This is a genomic window from Ensifer sp. ENS10 (assembly GCF_014852025.1).
GTDB lineage: Bacteria > Pseudomonadota > Alphaproteobacteria > Rhizobiales > Rhizobiaceae > Ensifer.
Genome location: NZ_JACVAS010000006.1, coordinates 149,895 through 165,617 on the forward strand (window position 1 = coordinate 149,895; position 15,723 = coordinate 165,617).

The following is a 15,723-nucleotide window of genomic DNA, read 5'->3' on the forward strand; positions in this document are numbered from 1 at the left end:
ATGACCAAGACCCGCAAGCCGCTTTTGAAGTATCGCCGGGTCGTCATCAAGATCGGGTCGGCATTGCTGGTCGACCGCGCCACCGGGCTGAAGAAAGCCTGGCTCGACGCGATGTGCACCGATATCGCCAATCTCAAGGCCAAGGGCGTCGAAGTGCTGGTCGTCTCCTCGGGCGCGATCGCGCTCGGCCGCAGCGTGCTCAACGTGCCGGCGGGCGCGCTCAAACTGGAAGAAAGCCAGGCCGCCGCCGCCGTCGGCCAGATCGCGCTGGCGCGCGCCTGGTCGGAGAGCCTCTCGACCGATGCGATCGTCGCTGGCCAGGTGCTGCTGACGCTCGGCGACACCGAGGAGCGCCGCCGTTATCTCAATGCCCGCGCCACCATCAACCAGCTGCTGAAGCTCGGTGCCGTGCCGATCATCAACGAGAACGACACGGTCGCAACGACCGAAATCCGCTATGGCGACAATGATCGCCTCGCCGCCCGAGTCGCCACCATGGTCGGCGCCGACCTTCTGGTGCTGCTCTCCGACATCGACGGGCTCTATACCGCCCCGCCGCATCTCGACCCGAATGCCCGCTTCCTCGAAACGATCGCCGAGATCACGCCGGAGATCGAGGCCATGGCCGGTGGTGCCGCGTCCGAGCTTTCGCGTGGCGGCATGCGCACCAAGATCGATGCCGGCAAGATCGCGACGACCGCCGGCTGCGCCATGATCATCGCCTCCGGCAAGCCCAACCATCCGCTCGCAGCAATCGAAGAAGGCGCCCGCTCCTCCTGGTTTGCCCCCTCGGGTTCACCGGTGACCGCGCGCAAGACCTGGATTGCCGGGCAATTGCTGCCCGCCGGAACGCTCAGCGTCGACGCCGGCGCCGAAGAGGCGCTGCGCTCTGGCAAGAGCCTGCTGCCGGCCGGCGTTCGCGACGTCACCGGCAGCTTCAGCCGCGGCGATACCATCGCTATTCTCGGCACATCGGGCCGCGAGATCGCCCGCGGTCTCGCCGGCTACGACGCCGACGAAGCGCGCCAGATCGCCGGCAAGAAGTCGGCCGAGATCGCTGCGATCCTCGGCTATGCCGGCCGCGCCGCCATGGTGCATCGCGACGATATGGTGATGACCGGAAAACGCGCCCAAGAAGAGGGCAGCCGGAAGGATGAGGTCCATGCTTGACGAGGTGAAGAACAAGGACGACGTCGAGAGCGTCATGCTGGAAATCGGCCGCAGGGCCAAGGCCGCCAGCCGACCGCTTGCCGTCGCCGGCGCCGAGCGCAAGCATGCCGCCTTGATCGCCATGGCCGACGCGATCGTCGCGCGCATGGGCGAGATTCTGGCGGCCAATGCCATCGACCTGGAAAATGCCCGCGAGACCGGCGTCGCCAGCGCCTTCATCGACCGCCTGACGCTCACCGAAGGCCGCATCCGCGACATGGCGAACGGCATCCGCGCCATCGCCGAGTTCAAGGACCCGGTCGGCGACGTGATTGCCGAATGGGACCGGCCGAACGGCCTACACATCGAGCGCGTGCGCACCCCGCTCGGCGTCATCGGCGTCATCTATGAAAGCCGGCCCAACGTGACGGCAGACGCCGGCGCGCTCTGCCTCAAGGCCGGCAATGCCGTGATCCTGCGCGGCGGCTCCGACAGTTTCCATTCCTCGGGCGCCATCCACGCCTGCCTCGTCGAGGGCCTCAGGGCCGCGGGCCTGCCCGAGCACGCGATCCAGATGGTGCCGGTCGCCGACCGCGCCGCCGTCGGCGCCATGCTTGCTGGTCTTGGCGGCGCAATCGACGTCATCGTGCCACGCGGCGGAAAGAGCCTGGTTGCCCGCGTCCAGAATGAAGCGCGCGTGCCGGTCTTTGCTCATCTCGAAGGTCTCTGCCACATCTATGTCGACGCTTCGGCCGACCTTGCCATGGCGGAAAAGATCGTCGTCAACGCCAAGATGCGGCGTACCGGCATCTGTGGCGCGGCCGAAACGCTGCTGATCGACCGCAACGACGCCGAGCGGCTGGTCAAGCCACTGTTGAGCGCCCTACTTGCGACCGGCTGCGAAGTGCGTGTGTCGGATGAGCTCGCAGGCTCAGTCGACGGACTGAAGGCCGCGACCGACGAAGACTGGGCAACGGAATACCTCGACGCCATCATCTCGGTGAAGCTAGTGGACGGCATCTCGGGCGCCATCGAGCACATCGCCACCTGGTCGTCGGCCCATACTGAGGCCGTCATCGCCGAGGATGCTGCGGTGGTCGAGCGTTTCTTTGCGGAGATCGATTCCGCGATCCTCCTGCACAACGCCTCGACCCAGTTTGCCGATGGCGGTGAGTTCGGCATGGGCGGCGAGATCGGCATCGCGACGGGCAAGATGCACGCGCGCGGACCAGTCGGTGTCGAGCAACTGACCTCCTTCAAGTATCGGGTGCGTGGTGCTGGACAGGTCAGGCCCTGAAGTGACCGCGGGCAAGGTGAACGCCCGCTACCTGCGCATGCCCCATGTCGAGAGCGGCATGGTGGTCGGCCTCTTCGGCGGATCCTTCAATCCGCCGCACGAGGGCCATGTGCTGGTCGCCGACACGGCGATCCAGCGGTTGGGGCTCGACCAGCTCTGGTGGATGGTGACGCCCGGCAATCCGCTGAAAGACCACAACAACCTGGCGCCGCTCGCAGACCGCATCGCCATGAGCGAGAAGATCGCACCCAACCCGCGCATCAAGGTGACCGCCTTCGAACAGGCGCTCGGCCAAAGCTACACCGCTCGCACGCTGGAGACGGTGCGCGCCCGCAACCGCGATATCCACTTCGTCTGGATCATGGGCGCCGACAACCTGAAGAGCTTTCACCGCTGGCAGAACTGGCAGAAGATCGCCCGCACCTTCCCGATCGCCGTCATCGATCGGCCGGGCTCGACGCTCGCCTATCTCTCCTCGCGCATGGCCAGGACCTTCGACTATGCCCGCATCGACGAGGACGACGCCCGCCGTCTGGCCTATCACGCAGCCCCCGCCTGGACCTTCATCCATGGGCCTCGCTCATCGATGAGCTCGACCGCGCTTCGGGCGGTGAAGCCTACGTGAATTCCCATGATTCACTTCTCCTGTCTTGAAACCGCTACGGTTTGATGCCTACATTCACTAACGGTTCGATCTTTGTTCGAATCGATAGTGCCTGTTCTGTTCATGTGGAAAGGAAAGACCCTGACAACAGCACACGCCAAGGGATATGCGGTCTCCGCGTTCCCGCGCAGCACGGGATCTAGCGACGAAGCCGCTGTCCGTGCGCTTCAACTGGTCCTCGAAAGCCTAGAGGACTCGAAGGCAGAAGATATCGTCAGCATCAACATTGCCGGAAAATCGGCGCTGGGAGACTTCATGGTCGTTGTCTCCGGGCGATCGACGAGGCATGTGATGGCCATTGCCGATCACCTGACGACCGACCTGAAAGACGGGGGCTTTGGCAATGCCCGTGTCGAAGGTCTGGAAGGCGGTGACTGGGTGCTGATCGACACCGGCGATGTGATCGTTCACATCTTCCGGCCGGAGATCCGGGAGTTCTACAACATCGAGAGGATGTGGGCGGCTCCTGAGATCGAGGACGGCACCTTGCATTGAGACCGACCGGGTCGCCGCGCAGCTGAGTGCCGGACGAGCCGAGATGCGGTCATGCATGAATTTGAAGGGCTGGCGCCGCTCGCGGCGTTGTCAGCCGGAAGTTTGTTGCGACTGATCGTAACCTTTTGGGCTCGTTATCCGGACCAGGCGCGAACGACGCTGCAAGGCTCCATGGACGCGGCATAAGATTCTCCTTGAATCGATCCGATTTCAGGAACTATGCAGTGTGCGTTGCAGCGCAAGCGAGGACGGGTAAGGTCATGCGTATCGGACTTTTCGCAGTCGGCCGCCTCAAGGCGGGGCCGGAAAAGGATCTCGCGGCCCGTTATCTCGATCGCTTTTCCAAGGCCGGTCCGGCGATCGGTCTGGAACTTTCCCGCGTCGTCGAAGTCAACGAAAGCCGTGCCTCCAATGCCGACACGCGCAAGCGGGAAGAAGCCTCCCAGCTTGAGAAGGCGCTTGCCGAAGGCAGCCTGCTCGTGCTTCTCGACGAACGTGGCAAGGCGCTCGATTCCGAAGGCTTTGCATCGCTCCTCGGTACGTTCCGCGACAGCGGCAAGCGCGACCTGATGATTGCGATCGGCGGCGCCGACGGCCTCGACCCGAGCCTTCACGCCCGCGCCGATGCGGTGCTCAACCTTGGAAAGATGACCTGGCCGCACCAGCTCGTGCGCATCCTGATTGCCGAGCAGCTTTACCGCGCCGTCACCATTCTCTCCGGCCACCCCTATCATCGGGTCTAGGCCAGGTGGGCCGTTTTCCGCGGGATACTTCACCCGGCAACACGCACCGATAACGAGAATATGCTTGGTCGTGCGCGACAAATCAGATTAGGTTTTTTCTTCATAATTCCGGATGGACGCACGCGAACCGATGACGCGCCGAGGCAGGACCAGCGCTTTCAGCATGGGAAGAGACGACGCAGGACGGCTTGCCCGTAAAGCGGCGGCCTTTGCGCTCGCGCTGGCGATCGGCCTGCCGGCCGGCGCCCAGGAGGTCACGCCGCCCGGCGCCTCGATGGCCGGCCAGGAACAGGGGCCGCCCGATCCTGCCGCCGACCTCACCCTTCGCCGCAACAACACGCGCAGCGAACTCGACGCGCTTTCGAAGACCATCACGCTGTCGCAGGAGCGCGCCAACGCGCTGACCGAGACCATCGCCGAGATCGACAAGACCAACGAGACGCTGCGCGCTGCGATCGTCGATTCCGCCAAGAAGCGCCAGGGTCTTGAGCAACAGATCGTCGACGGCGAGAAGAAACTGAGCGATCTGCGAACCAAGGAGGACGCCGTCCGAAAGTCCCTGCACTCGCGCCGCGGGGTACTTGCTGAGGTTCTCGCCGCGCTGCAGCGGATGGGACGCAACCCGCCGCCAGCGATCCTGGTGACGCCGGAGGATGCGCTGTCCTCGGTGCGAAGCGCCATTCTGCTCGGCGCCGTCGTACCCGGTCTTCGCAAGGAAACCGAAAACCTGGTGGCCGACCTCAAGGCATTGGCCGACATTCGCGCTGGCATCGACCGGCAGCGTGAAGAGCTGACCGCGACGATGACGGCCAATGTCGAAGAAGAGCGCCGCATGTCGATGCTGGTCGCCGAAAAGGAGAAGCTGCGCCAGTCGCGCGCCAGCGAGCTCGCCGCCGAGCAGCGCAAGGCGCAAGAACTTGCCAGCCAGGCCACCAATCTCCAGGGCCTGATCGGCTCGCTCGAAAGCCAGATCGCCTCTGTTCGAGAGGCCGCAGAAGCAGCCCGCGCCCAGGAGCAAGAGCGCCTGCGCATGAGCGAGGCCGAGCGCGAAGCGGCACGCGAGTTGGCCCGCAATGCCGTGCCCGACAAAAACCGCATTGCGCCAGCATACGTGTTTTCGGAGCTGAGGAATAAGCTTGCCTATCCGGCCGCGGGATCGCTTTTGCGAAAGTTTGGTGATGCCGATGGCACGGGGCACTCCCTGCAAGGGATCATGCTGGAAACCAATCCCGGCGCGCTGGTGACTGCGCCGTCAGATGGCTGGATCGTCTATGCAGGCAATTTCCGCAGTTATGGGCAGATGATCATTCTCAATCCTGGTGACGGCTACCATGTGGTGCTGTCCGGCATGGAGACGGTGAGCGTGCAGACCGGACAATTCGTCGTGGCGGGTGAACCGCTGGCGACGATGGGCGCAAAAAGAGTCGCAAGTGCTGCGGCCTTGGCGCTGGAAACGGACCGGCCGACGCTTTACATTGAATTCCGAAAAGACGGAAAACCGGTTGATTCCCGACCGTGGTGGACCGCAGCAGAGGTTGGAAAGGCGCGAAATGATACGTAGGGCTTCACTTGTTCTGGTCGGAGCGCTCATGGGCGCGACCGCGATGGGCGTGGTTTATTCGGCTGTCGTTCCGGCCGTCGCTGCCAACACCTCGACCTATCGCGAACTGGCAATTTTCGGCGACGTATTCGAACGCGTGCGCGCGCAATATGTGACGCCGCCGCAGGACGACAAGCTGATCGAGAACGCCATCAATGGCATGCTCTCCTCGCTTGATCCGCATTCGAGCTACATGAACTCGGCCGACGCCGAGGACATGCGCACCCAGACCCGCGGTGAGTTCGGCGGTCTCGGCATCGAAGTCACGATGGAAGACGACCTCGTCAAGGTGACGAGCCCGATCGACGACACGCCTGCGGCTCGCGCCGGCGTGCTTGCCGGCGACTTCATATCGAAGATTGACGGTGCGGACGTTCGTGGCCTGAAGCTCGAAGACGCCGTTGAAAAGATGCGCGGCGCCGTCGGCACCCCGATCAAGCTGACGATCCTGCGCAAGGGTGCGGACAAGCCGATCGAACTGACGATCGTTCGCGACGTCATCGCCGTTCGCGCCGTCAAGGTTCGCACCGAAGGCGACGTCGGCTACCTGCGCGTCATCTCCTTCACCGAGAAGACCTATGACGACCTGAAGAAGGGCATCGAGAAGATCAAGGCGGAAGTGCCGGCCGACAAGCTCAAGGGCTATGTGCTCGACCTGCGCCTCAATCCGGGTGGCCTGCTCGACCAGGCGATCAACGTCTCCGACGCCTTCCTGGAGCGTGGCGAGGTCGTTTCGACCCGCGGCCGCAACCCGGACGAAACCCGCCGCTTCAACGCGACGCCGGGCGACCTGACCGATGGCAAGCCGGTGATCGTGCTCGTCAACGGCGGCTCGGCTTCCGCTTCGGAAATCGTCGCCGGCGCCCTGCAGGATCTGAAGCGCGCAACCGTTCTCGGCACGCGCTCCTTCGGCAAGGGTTCGGTCCAGACGATCATCCCGCTCGGCGAAGCTGGTGCGCTGCGTCTGACGACGGCGCTCTACTACACGCCGTCGGGAAAATCGATCCAGGGCACGGGCATCTCGCCCGACATCAAGGTCGAACAGCCGCTGCCGCCGGAACTGCTCGGCAAGGTCGAGGCTCAGGGCGAATCCGACCTGCGCGGTCACATCCAGGGTCAGAGCGAGACCGACGAAGGTTCGGGCTCGGTCGCCTATGTGCCGCCGGAAACAAAGGACGACCTGCAGCTCAACTACGCACTCGACCTGTTGCGTGGCAAGAAGACGGATCCGACCTTCCCGGCCAACCCGGAACAGGCGCAGCTCAAGAAGTAAGCCTGCAGGGTATGCAATTGAGAGCGCCGCGTGTTCGAAAGAACACGCGGCGCTCTGCATTTCAGTAAGGCGCATCCTCCGCCCTAGGCAGATGCACTGGTCAACGCGACACCGCTAAATTATAGGGGTACAGGCGCTGTCGCGGCCACTGATTCTCAGACCACCGGCGCGCTAAGGGAAGAACAGGCGAAGCGTCTCAGCGCCGCCTCGCACTGCAGCGCCGCGCGTCCTGCTCGATGCGCGAAGGTCGCTGCAGCACTTTGAATTGCTGCGTGTTTTGTCCTTTGATCGACTATGATCATAGGCAGGCGTGCAGAAGCGGCAACATCGCACAGATCGACCGAGGCTCCGTTTGGGAACTGATCTCAATGCCCCCCTGGGCCAGAACCGGCGGGTAAAGCCAGCGGCGAAGCGCAATCCCCGACGCATGCTCGGGTTCTCTCTACTCGGTCTCTGTATTGCGTCGGTCGTCGGACTGTCGCTGTGGGGCACCCTTGCGCCTGATGGGCTGAAGCGCGGTCAGACCGAAACAGCGGCGAGCGAGAGTGCGAAGGGCACCGACGAGAAACCAGCGAAGGCAGATAATGGCCAATCGGGCGTAGGCGGAACGATGAAGCCGGGGACCGCCTATTCCGGCGCCGACGTCGAACATACGCTCACCGATGACGGTTCCACCGTTACCACGTTTTCGCCGCGCGGCCGCGACGGCAAGGGCCCTGCCCTCATCAATGTCGGTCCGATCCGCGGCCAGGATCCGCGCATGGCGGCCATGCCCAATGACGATCTCCTGGAAGAGAGCCCCGCCGGGCGCCTGCCGATCACCGGTCCGGACGGGCTGCGCCCGATGGATCAATATGCGCGGCCCTGGTCCGGCGCGCGCGGCACCCGCATCGCGCTGGTCGTCGGCGGTCTCGGCCTCAGCCAGACCGGAACGCAGAGGGCGATCCGCGACCTGCCGGGCGAAGTGACGCTGGGCTTTGCTACCGCCGGAAACAGCCTGCAGCGCTGGATGCAGGAGGCACGCCGAAGCGGCCATGAGATCCTGCTGCAGGTGCCGATGGAGCCGTTCGACTATCCGGCCAATGATCCCGGTCCCAACGCCTTGCGCATCGGTCTCGGCGCCAAGAAGAACCTGACCGAACTGCACCGCAACCTCGCCGAGATCACCAATTATACCGGCATCATGAATTATCTCGGCGGCCGCTTCCTGTCGGATGCCGATGCGCTGGAGCCGGTCATGCGCGATCTCGGCAAGCGCGGCCTGCTGTTCCTCGACGACGGTACCTCGGCGCAATCGCTCTCGGGCAAGCTCGCCGATGCCTTCGATGTGCCGCATGGCTTTGCCGACCTGACACTCGACACGGAGCTCAGCCGCAGCGCGATCCTGAAGAAGCTCGACGAGCTCGAGCGCATTGCGCGCCGCAATGGCACCGCCATCGGCGTCGCCTCCGCCTTCGACGAAAGCGTCGGCGCGATTGCCTCCTGGATCGGCGAGGCACAGGGGCGCGGCATCGAGATCGTCGGCGTTTCCGCGCTCGTCAAGGATCCGCAACAGAACTAGGTTACAGCCATCCCGACAGGATGATTTGACGATTGTAAAGAAGAGGCAGCCGATGAGCAAAGACAAGGACAAACAACTCAGAGCGGAGGACCTTCCCTATCGTCCTTGCGTAGGGGTCATGGTGCTGAACCGCGCGGGTCTCGTCTGGGCTGGACATCGCATCGCCGTCGGCAATTCCGAATATGATGGCTCGCCGCAGCAATGGCAGATGCCGCAGGGCGGCATCGACAAGGGTGAGGATCCGCTGAAGGCCGCCTATCGCGAACTCTACGAAGAAACCGGCATGAGCACAGTGTCGCTGCTCGCCGAAGCGCCCGGCTGGATCAACTACGATCTGCCCGAGCACCTGATCGGCATCGGTCTCAAGGGCAAGTATCGCGGCCAGACACAACGCTGGTATGCCTTCCGCTTCGAGGGCGAGGAGAACGAAATCGCCATCAACCCGCCGCCGGGCGGGCATGAGCCGGAGTTCGACGCCTGGGAGTGGAAACCGATGCGCGAACTGCCGGAACTGATCGTGCCGTTCAAGCGCAAGGTCTACGAGGAGGTCGTCACGGCCTTCGCGCATCTCGCGCCGTAAGGCGTGTGGCGCAAAAGTGCGCAGCAGTTCTCACTGACAAAAAAGCCGGCGAGATCGCCGGCCTTTCTTTCAAATATTGCGCCGAACTCAGTCGGCTTCGGCCTCGTTGGCCGGGGCAGCGTTGAGCTGGCCGTATTTCTCTTCGCCGATCTTGTCGAGCAGCTCGAGCTGGGTTTCCAGGAAGTCGATGTGGCCCTCTTCGTCGGCGAGCAGTTCTTCGAAGAGCTTCATGGAGACATAGTCTCCAGCGGCGTGACAGATGTCGCGTGATTTCTTGTAGGCGGTGCGGGCGTCGTATTCGCCGGCGAGGTCGGCCTTCAGCACTTCCTTGACGTTCTGGCCGATGCGCAACGGCGCAACCGTCTGCAGGTTGGGGTGGCCTTCAAGGAAGATGATGCGCGCAACGAGCTTGTCGGCATGCTGCATCTCCTCGATGGATTCTGCGCGCTCCTTCTTGGCGAGAAGCGTGTAACCCCAGTCTTCGAGGAGGCGGTAATGCAGCCAATACTGGTTGACGGCACCGAGTTCGAGATAGAGCGCTTCGTTAAGCTGCTCGATGACTTTTTTGTCGCCTTTCAAGATCCGCCCTCCGATTATCCTCATGGAATTGTTTGAGGCGGGTCATGAAATCAAATATCTCGGCGTCCGTCGAGTCGCGGTGCGCGTGATATTGCTCGGTGGTGCGGATGATGATGTCGACGACATTGGGGAAGCAACCGCAGCAACGGCCGCGCTTTTCCATCGCGTGATAGACTTTCGCCGGCACGATCAGCTGCCAACAGTCCTCGTCGAGGAGGCCGATGATCGTATCCTCGATCTCTTTTTCCGTGATGAAATTGCAGCTGCAAACCAGCATGTCGTCTCGCCTGTCGTACGCAACGCCCTGTATCAGCGCATAAAGCAAAACAGGACATTTAGTGTCAACTAAAAACTCCGCGAGCGGAAGTTGCAGGTCGATTAGAACGACTCTAAACTTGACAAAAAACTTCGTCTTTTCAGAATTTTAGAGAAACGTGAACGACTATTCTTGTAAACCAGAGGTCGATCATGCCGCGCGTTTCCTGCGACATTTTTACACACCGCAGGCGCTACCCTACTATGAAGAGCCCGACTGTGGCCTCACACATGATGATCCGGACCGTTCCGGACCTAGGTAAGTTGATCTGCTTTTTCCTCGAAAGGCCCACCCGGCTGCCCGTTGAAGCAGCGAGGGTCGGACCCTCCCTTCAATGGAAATTGCGCCCCTTCGGCATCACGTCTGCCACCTCGGCCGTCGTCTGTTCCGGGCTGCCACCGGAACGCCGCACCGTGGCCAGGCGCAGATCGCCCTGCGCCTTCTTCTCGCGCGCGTCGCCGGTGGGCCTCAGCGCTTCATCGGCACGGTCGCTTGCGCCGAACCGCCGCGCCTCCGTGCGCAACAGTCCCAGCATCGGCGTGATGTCCTCGATGTGTTCGGCGACCACGTGGATGACGCTGCTTTCGCGCTGCAGCCGGCCGCGGATCTTGACCAACCGCGCGCCCATGACCACCGGGCGATAGGTCGCAAACACCTTCGGCCAGACGATCGCATTGGCAACGCCGGTTTCGTCCTCGATCGTCATGAAGATGACGCCCTTGGCGGAGCCCGGACGCTGGCGAACGAGCACCAACCCGGCGACGGTTATCCGCCGCCCGACCGGGGCGGTCGCAAGCGTGCGGCTGGTGACGATGCCCTGTTCGGAAAGCGTCTCTCGCAGGAAGGAGACCGGATGCGCCTTGAGCGAGAAGGAGAGATAACGATAATCGTTGATCACCTGCTCGCCCGGCAACATCTCCGGCAGGATCATGGCTGGCTCCGGCCGCAATTCCGCCCTCGCCGCGCCTTCGAAGAGCGGCAGCCTTTCGGCAGCACTCTTTTCGTCCAGCGCCTTTACCGCCCAGAGCGCCTTGCGGCGATCGAGCCCGATCGAACGGAAAGCGTCCGCATCGGCGAGCCTTTCGAGCGCGGAGCGGGAGAGACCCGAGCGCAGCCAGAGGTCACGGACCGTCCCGTAACCGGTACCCCGGTTGGCGACGAGTTTCTTCTCGATCTCTTCTTGGTTCAGCCCCTTGATCGAATTGAAGCCGAGGCGCATCGCCTTGTCAGTCTTGATCACGTCCTCCATTTCGCGATGACGCGGCTCGATGGCACCCTTATCGAGGCCGCCGTCTTCGAGATCGGCATCCCAGACCGAATGATTGATGTCGACGGGTCGCACCCGGACCCCATGCTCGCGCGCGTCGCGCACCAGTTGCCCGGGCGCGTAAAAGCCCATCGGCTGCGAGTTCAGAAGGGCGGCACAGAAGACATCCGGATAATAGGTCTTCAGCCAGGACGAGACATAGACCAAGAGCGCGAAGGACGCGGCATGACTTTCGGGAAAGCCATATTCGCCGAAACCTTCGATCTGCTTGAAGCAGCGCTCGGCGAAATCGCGCGGATATTTGTTCTTGACCATGCCTTCGATCATCTTCTCGTGGAAGGTATGGATGGTGCCGGTGCGCTTGAAGGTCGCCATGGCGCGACGCAGCCGATCGGCCTCACTGGGTGAGAAACCGGCGGCGGTGATGGCGATCTGCATCGCCTGCTCCTGGAACAGCGGCACGCCGAGCGTCCGCTCCAGCACGACCTTCAGCTCAGGGCTTGGATATTCGATGGGGATATTGCGTGCGCGCTGCTCGCGCCGCTTCAGATAGGGATGCACCATGTTGCCCTGGATCGGCCCGGGCCGGACGATCGCCACCTCGATGACGAGATCATAGAAGATGCGCGGCTTCAGCCGTGGCAGCATGCTCATCTGCGCCCGGCTTTCGATCTGGAAGACGCCGATCGTATCGGCGCGGCATATCATGTCGTAGACGGCTTTCTGCTCATCCTTGAAGAGCTGGTGCAGGTTTTTCCGCTCGCCGTAATGCCGGTCGAGAAGCTCGAAGGCGCGGGCGATGCAGGTGAGCATGCCGAGCGCCAACACGTCGATCTTCAGGATCTTCAGCGTGTCGAGATCGTCCTTGTCCCACTCGATCATGTAGCGGTCGGGCATTGCCGTGTTCATGATCGGCACGACCTCGTCGAGCCGGTCGCGGGTAATAACGAAGCCCCCGACATGCTGCGAAAGATGGCGCGGGAAGCTCATCAGTTCGGTGGCATAGTCGAGCACCTTCACCGTCGTCGGATCCTTCGTATCGAGCCCGGCAGCCTGCGCCTCACGCTCCGAGAGATCGGCGACCGACCAGCCCCAGACCGAACCGGCAAGCGCCGATTGCACGTCTTCTGAGAACCCGAAAGCCTTGGCAGTCTCGCGGCCGGCCGAGCGCGCCCGATAGCTGATGACGGCGGCCGTCAGCCCCGCATGCTCCTTGCCGTAGGTGCGGTAGATATGCTGGATCACCTCTTCCCGCTTCTCGTGCTCGAAATCGACGTCGATATCCGGCGGCTCGTCGCGCTCGGTCGAGAGGAAGCGGTCGAAGAGCAGGGTGGTCGAAAGCGGATCGACTTCGGTGATCCTCAGACAGTAACAGACGGTGGAATTCGCCGCCGAGCCGCGGCCCTGGCAGAGGATTTCGGCCTTGCGCGCAAACTGCATGATATTGCGCACCGTCAGGAAATAGGGCTCGTAACGCTTGCTGGCGATCAGCTCGAGCTCGTACTCGATCTGCGTCGAAACCTTCTGCGAAATGCCCTCGGGATAGCGCTCGTGCGCGCCTTGCATCGTCAGCCGCCTAAGGGTCTGCGTCGGCGTCTCGCCCGGAATGCTTTCATCCGGATACTGATATTCGAGATCCGACAGCGAGAACTTCAGCCTCCCGAAGAAATGCCCGGTATTGGCGATCGCTTCCGGATAGTCGCGGAAGATGCGCGCCATTTCGGCGGGCGTCTTCAGATGCCGCTCGGCATTGGCATGCAACCGGTAGCCTGCGGTCGCGATCGTCACATGCTCGCGGATGGCGGTGACGACATCGGCGAGCGGCCGTCGCGCGGCGACATGAAACAGCGGACTGTTGGTGGCGACGAGCTTGATCGCGGCATGGCGGGCAATGGTCGCAAGTCCGGCGAAGGCAAGCTGGTCGAAGCCGTCATAGCGCGGCACCAGCGCCAGATAGAGCCGGTCGGCAAAATGCGGCTTCAGCCGCCTGAGGAAATCGGCAAGCAGGGTTGCCTCCGGCGCGCCGATCACCGGATCCGGCAGCACGACGAGCAACAGGTCCTCGCCCCACTCGACGAGATCGGCTTCATAGAGCGTGCAGGTGCCCTTCTTGGCGCGCAGGTTTCCAGCACTCAGCATCCGGCAGAGATTGCCCCAGCCGCGGCGATTGCAGGGATAGGCGAGCACGTCGGGCAGGTCCTCCGCAAAGGAGAGCCGCGCGCCGGGCTGAAAGGCGTATTTCTCCACCTTGGCCTGCGCATGCGCGCGCACCACGCCGGCAACCGTATTGCGGTCAGCAATGCCAAGGCCGCCAATGTTAAGACGGCTCGCCGCAACCACCATCTCGCCCGGATGAGACGCGCCTTCGAGGAAGGAGAAATTCGACCAGGCGCCGATCTCGAAATAGGGGACAGCGTCGCTCATGCGAAGACTCCATGCATGAACCAGCGCGGCGGGGCGCTCGCACCATAATGCCCCTCGCGAAACAGCCAGAACCGCCGGCCGCGTTCGTCTTCCACCCGAAAATAATCGCGCTCCATCGCCGGCTCGCCGTCGAGCCACCACTCGCCGGCGATCCGCTCCGGCCCCTCGGCCCGTGCGATGCGGTGCAGCGTGCGCCGCCAGCGGAAGCTTCTCGGCGGCCCCTCCGGCACCTCGGCCACCGCCTCCACCGGCTCGGGGCTTGGAAAGAGCCGCTGCGGCCGAGCCGCCGCGGCAAGCAGGATCGCGGGAATGTTTTGCGCAGGCGCCTCGGCCTTGCCCATGAGCGCGAGATCCGTGAGTGGGCGGAAGCTTGCCGCCCGCTCCGGCACGTGGCTTTCCGAAAGAGCCGGCACCAGCAGGCTCTCCGCCCCGAACCTTGCCATCACCCGGTCGGCAAAGGCCGCAAGCGGGCGCTCGCGATCCGGCGTGCCGGAGAAATCCTCCTGCATCACCTCGTATTTTTCGCTCTTCGGCACCGAGAGCCTGAGGATTTCGAAGCCGAAGCCGGCATCGAGATCCTCGTGCACCGCCTGCAGCCGTTCACGGAAGAGACCGGCGACGCGCCGCGGCTCGTTGAGCGGCGAGGACGTGCCGGCGGCGATGCGGAAGACCGCGCCATCGACGCGGAAAAGCAGAAGCTCGAACAGACGCCCGCCCTGCCCACGCTTTTCCAGTTCCGGCTTCAGCCGCATCGCCAGCTCTTCCGTCAAGCCGAGAATATCGTCTTCGCCCTGGACCGGTTCGCCGAGACGGCGCTCCACTGAGAGGGCGGCGACGGGCAACCGCGGCGACAGTGGCTCATCCTCCCGCCCGAGCGCCTGATCGAGGCGCAGAAGCAGGGTCGCGCCGAACCGGCGGGCAAGCGGCGCGCGCGGCGCCTCGACGATGTCGCCGACCTGCTTGAGCCCGACCCGGCCAAGCGTTTCGATCGTCTCCCGCGGCAGCCGGAGCGCCGCCATCGGCAGCGGCGCCAGCACCCGCGCCGCCTCGTCCGGGGCAAGAATGCCGTCGGAGCCGAACCGCGCCACCGCCCAGGAGAGCCCGGCGGACGAGGAGATCGCCGCGCGGGCCTCGACCCCCAGATGAAAGAGGCGGGCGAGCAGATCGTCGAACAGCGCCTTTTCCCCGCCGAGAAGATGGGCGCAGCCGGTGATGTCGAGAAAGAGGCCGCTGTCGCCATCGAGCGCGACGAGCGGCGTATAGCGGCAACACCAATCCGCAAGCCCTTCGAGCAGGGCCCGATCGGCGGCGGGATCGGCCGGCAGCACGTCGATCTCGGGACACATGGCCCGGGCTTCGGCAACACCCTGGCCGATGTGAAAACCCGCTTTTTCGGCGTAACCGTCGAGCGCGACGAGGCGCATCGCGCTCTTCACCTTGTCAGCGAAGACGACAGGCGGATGCTCAGGACGCCCGCGGGAAAGCCACGAGTTCCCCCAGCGTTTGCGGGCGACCCGATCGGCCGGGAGATGCGGAAAGGCGAGCGACAGAATGCGCTGGTTCTGGATCTGCCGCAGCAGCGGCTGGTAGGGGCTCGACGGGGTAAAGGCGGCGGTCATGGGGGTTCCACTCCAGCAGGAAGCCGAGCGGCGCAGGAGCCCTGCTCTTCTCGGCGATGACATGAAAGACGGGATGGCCGATGCTGCCGCGAAGCATCGATCCATCCGGTAGGGGACGCTCGCGCGCCGGCGCCGGCTCGACGAGGAAGCGGAAGA

Annotated in this window: 14 protein-coding genes; 10 read left to right on the forward strand and 4 right to left on the reverse strand. The window is 63.7% G+C overall.

From position 1 onward, the window contains the following. From proB to IB265_RS21265, 9 genes are all read left to right on the forward strand, one after another. On the forward strand, positions 1-1,170 hold the full coding sequence (gene proB / locus IB265_RS21225) for a glutamate 5-kinase (protein ID WP_057254965.1): 1,170 nt from the start codon (positions 1-3) through the stop codon (positions 1,168-1,170). Then, positions 1,163-2,446, forward strand: coding sequence for a glutamate-5-semialdehyde dehydrogenase (locus tag IB265_RS21230; protein ID WP_057254964.1), 1,284 nt, complete (start codon positions 1,163-1,165; stop codon positions 2,444-2,446). The genes proB and IB265_RS21230 overlap by 8 nt, the downstream gene beginning before the upstream one ends. Before the next feature lie 16 nt (positions 2,447-2,462). Then, entirely contained in the window at positions 2,463-3,071 is a 609-nt protein-coding gene (locus tag IB265_RS21235; RefSeq protein ID WP_082616199.1) for a nicotinate-nucleotide adenylyltransferase, read from the forward strand. Positions 3,072-3,173: 102 nt separating this feature from the next. Continuing rightward, a complete protein-coding gene (gene rsfS, locus IB265_RS21240) occupies positions 3,174-3,605 on the forward strand; it encodes a ribosome silencing factor (RefSeq protein ID WP_057254963.1) in 432 nt (143 codons plus the stop codon). 260 nt (positions 3,606-3,865) lie between these two features. Continuing rightward, entirely contained in the window at positions 3,866-4,348 is a 483-nt protein-coding gene (gene rlmH, locus IB265_RS21245) for a 23S rRNA (pseudouridine(1915)-N(3))-methyltransferase RlmH (RefSeq protein ID WP_057254962.1), read from the forward strand. A gap of 163 nt (positions 4,349-4,511) precedes the next feature. Then, positions 4,512-5,909, forward strand: coding sequence for a murein hydrolase activator EnvC (locus tag IB265_RS21250; RefSeq protein WP_057255096.1), 1,398 nt, complete (start codon positions 4,512-4,514; stop codon positions 5,907-5,909). Continuing rightward, the gene (locus tag IB265_RS21255; protein WP_057254961.1) at positions 5,899-7,221 is read left to right on the forward strand and encodes a S41 family peptidase; all 1,323 of its coding nucleotides are present in this window, start codon (positions 5,899-5,901) and stop codon (positions 7,219-7,221) included. The genes IB265_RS21250 and IB265_RS21255 overlap by 11 nt, the downstream gene beginning before the upstream one ends. A 352-nt stretch (positions 7,222-7,573) precedes the next feature. Then, on the forward strand, positions 7,574-8,782 hold the full coding sequence (locus IB265_RS21260; protein ID WP_057254960.1) for a divergent polysaccharide deacetylase family protein: 1,209 nt from the start codon (positions 7,574-7,576) through the stop codon (positions 8,780-8,782). A 52-nt stretch (positions 8,783-8,834) separates the two neighbouring features. After that, positions 8,835-9,362: an RNA pyrophosphohydrolase gene (locus IB265_RS21265; RefSeq protein ID WP_057254959.1), complete on the forward strand. Its 528-nt coding sequence runs from the start codon at positions 8,835-8,837 to the stop codon at positions 9,360-9,362. 87 nt (positions 9,363-9,449) lie between these two features. Here the strand turns inward: IB265_RS21265 and bfr are convergent, their stop codons facing one another. After that, positions 9,450-9,941: a bacterioferritin gene (bfr, locus tag IB265_RS21270; RefSeq protein WP_034802698.1), complete on the reverse strand. Its 492-nt coding sequence runs from the start codon at positions 9,939-9,941 to the stop codon at positions 9,450-9,452. Beyond that, a complete protein-coding gene (locus tag IB265_RS21275) occupies positions 9,907-10,167 on the reverse strand; it encodes a (2Fe-2S)-binding protein (RefSeq protein ID WP_245295996.1) in 261 nt (86 codons plus the stop codon). The genes bfr and IB265_RS21275 overlap by 35 nt, the downstream gene beginning before the upstream one ends. Between IB265_RS21275 and IB265_RS37800 the strand changes: the two genes are divergently transcribed. Then, entirely contained in the window at positions 10,066-10,290 is a 225-nt protein-coding gene (locus tag IB265_RS37800; protein WP_244495724.1) for a hypothetical protein, read from the forward strand. The genes IB265_RS21275 and IB265_RS37800 overlap by 102 nt on opposite strands. A gap of 298 nt (positions 10,291-10,588) precedes the next feature. On the opposite strand, the gene IB265_RS21280 is transcribed toward IB265_RS37800, so the two are convergent. Both IB265_RS21280 and IB265_RS21285 read right to left on the reverse strand, forming a co-directional pair. After that, positions 10,589-13,948 (reverse strand): error-prone DNA polymerase, encoded by a 3,360-nt coding sequence (locus tag IB265_RS21280; RefSeq protein WP_057254957.1) that lies wholly within the window; start codon positions 13,946-13,948, stop codon positions 10,589-10,591. Next, positions 13,945-15,567, reverse strand: coding sequence for a DNA polymerase Y family protein (locus IB265_RS21285; protein WP_156414738.1), 1,623 nt, complete (start codon positions 15,565-15,567; stop codon positions 13,945-13,947). The genes IB265_RS21280 and IB265_RS21285 overlap by 4 nt, the downstream gene beginning before the upstream one ends. Between the last annotated feature and the right edge of the window lie 156 nt (positions 15,568-15,723).

Coding starts and splice junctions, on each gene's coding strand:
- proB (WP_057254965.1), top strand. CDS start 1: ATGACCAAGACCCGCAAGCCGCTTTTGAAGTATCGCCGGGTCGTCATC.
- IB265_RS21230 (WP_057254964.1), top strand. CDS start 1,163: ATGCTTGACGAGGTGAAGAACAAGGACGACGTCGAGAGCGTCATGCTG.
- rsfS (WP_057254963.1), top strand. CDS start 3,174: ATGTGGAAAGGAAAGACCCTGACAACAGCACACGCCAAGGGATATGCG.
- rlmH (WP_057254962.1), top strand. CDS start 3,866: ATGCGTATCGGACTTTTCGCAGTCGGCCGCCTCAAGGCGGGGCCGGAA.
- IB265_RS21250 (WP_057255096.1), top strand. CDS start 4,512: ATGGGAAGAGACGACGCAGGACGGCTTGCCCGTAAAGCGGCGGCCTTT.
- IB265_RS21255 (WP_057254961.1), top strand. CDS start 5,899: ATGATACGTAGGGCTTCACTTGTTCTGGTCGGAGCGCTCATGGGCGCG.
- IB265_RS21265 (WP_057254959.1), top strand. CDS start 8,835: ATGAGCAAAGACAAGGACAAACAACTCAGAGCGGAGGACCTTCCCTAT.
- IB265_RS21280 (WP_057254957.1), bottom strand. CDS start 13,948: ATGAGCGACGCTGTCCCCTATTTCGAGATCGGCGCCTGGTCGAATTTC.
- IB265_RS21285 (WP_156414738.1), bottom strand. CDS start 15,567: ATGACCGCCGCCTTTACCCCGTCGAGCCCCTACCAGCCGCTGCTGCGG.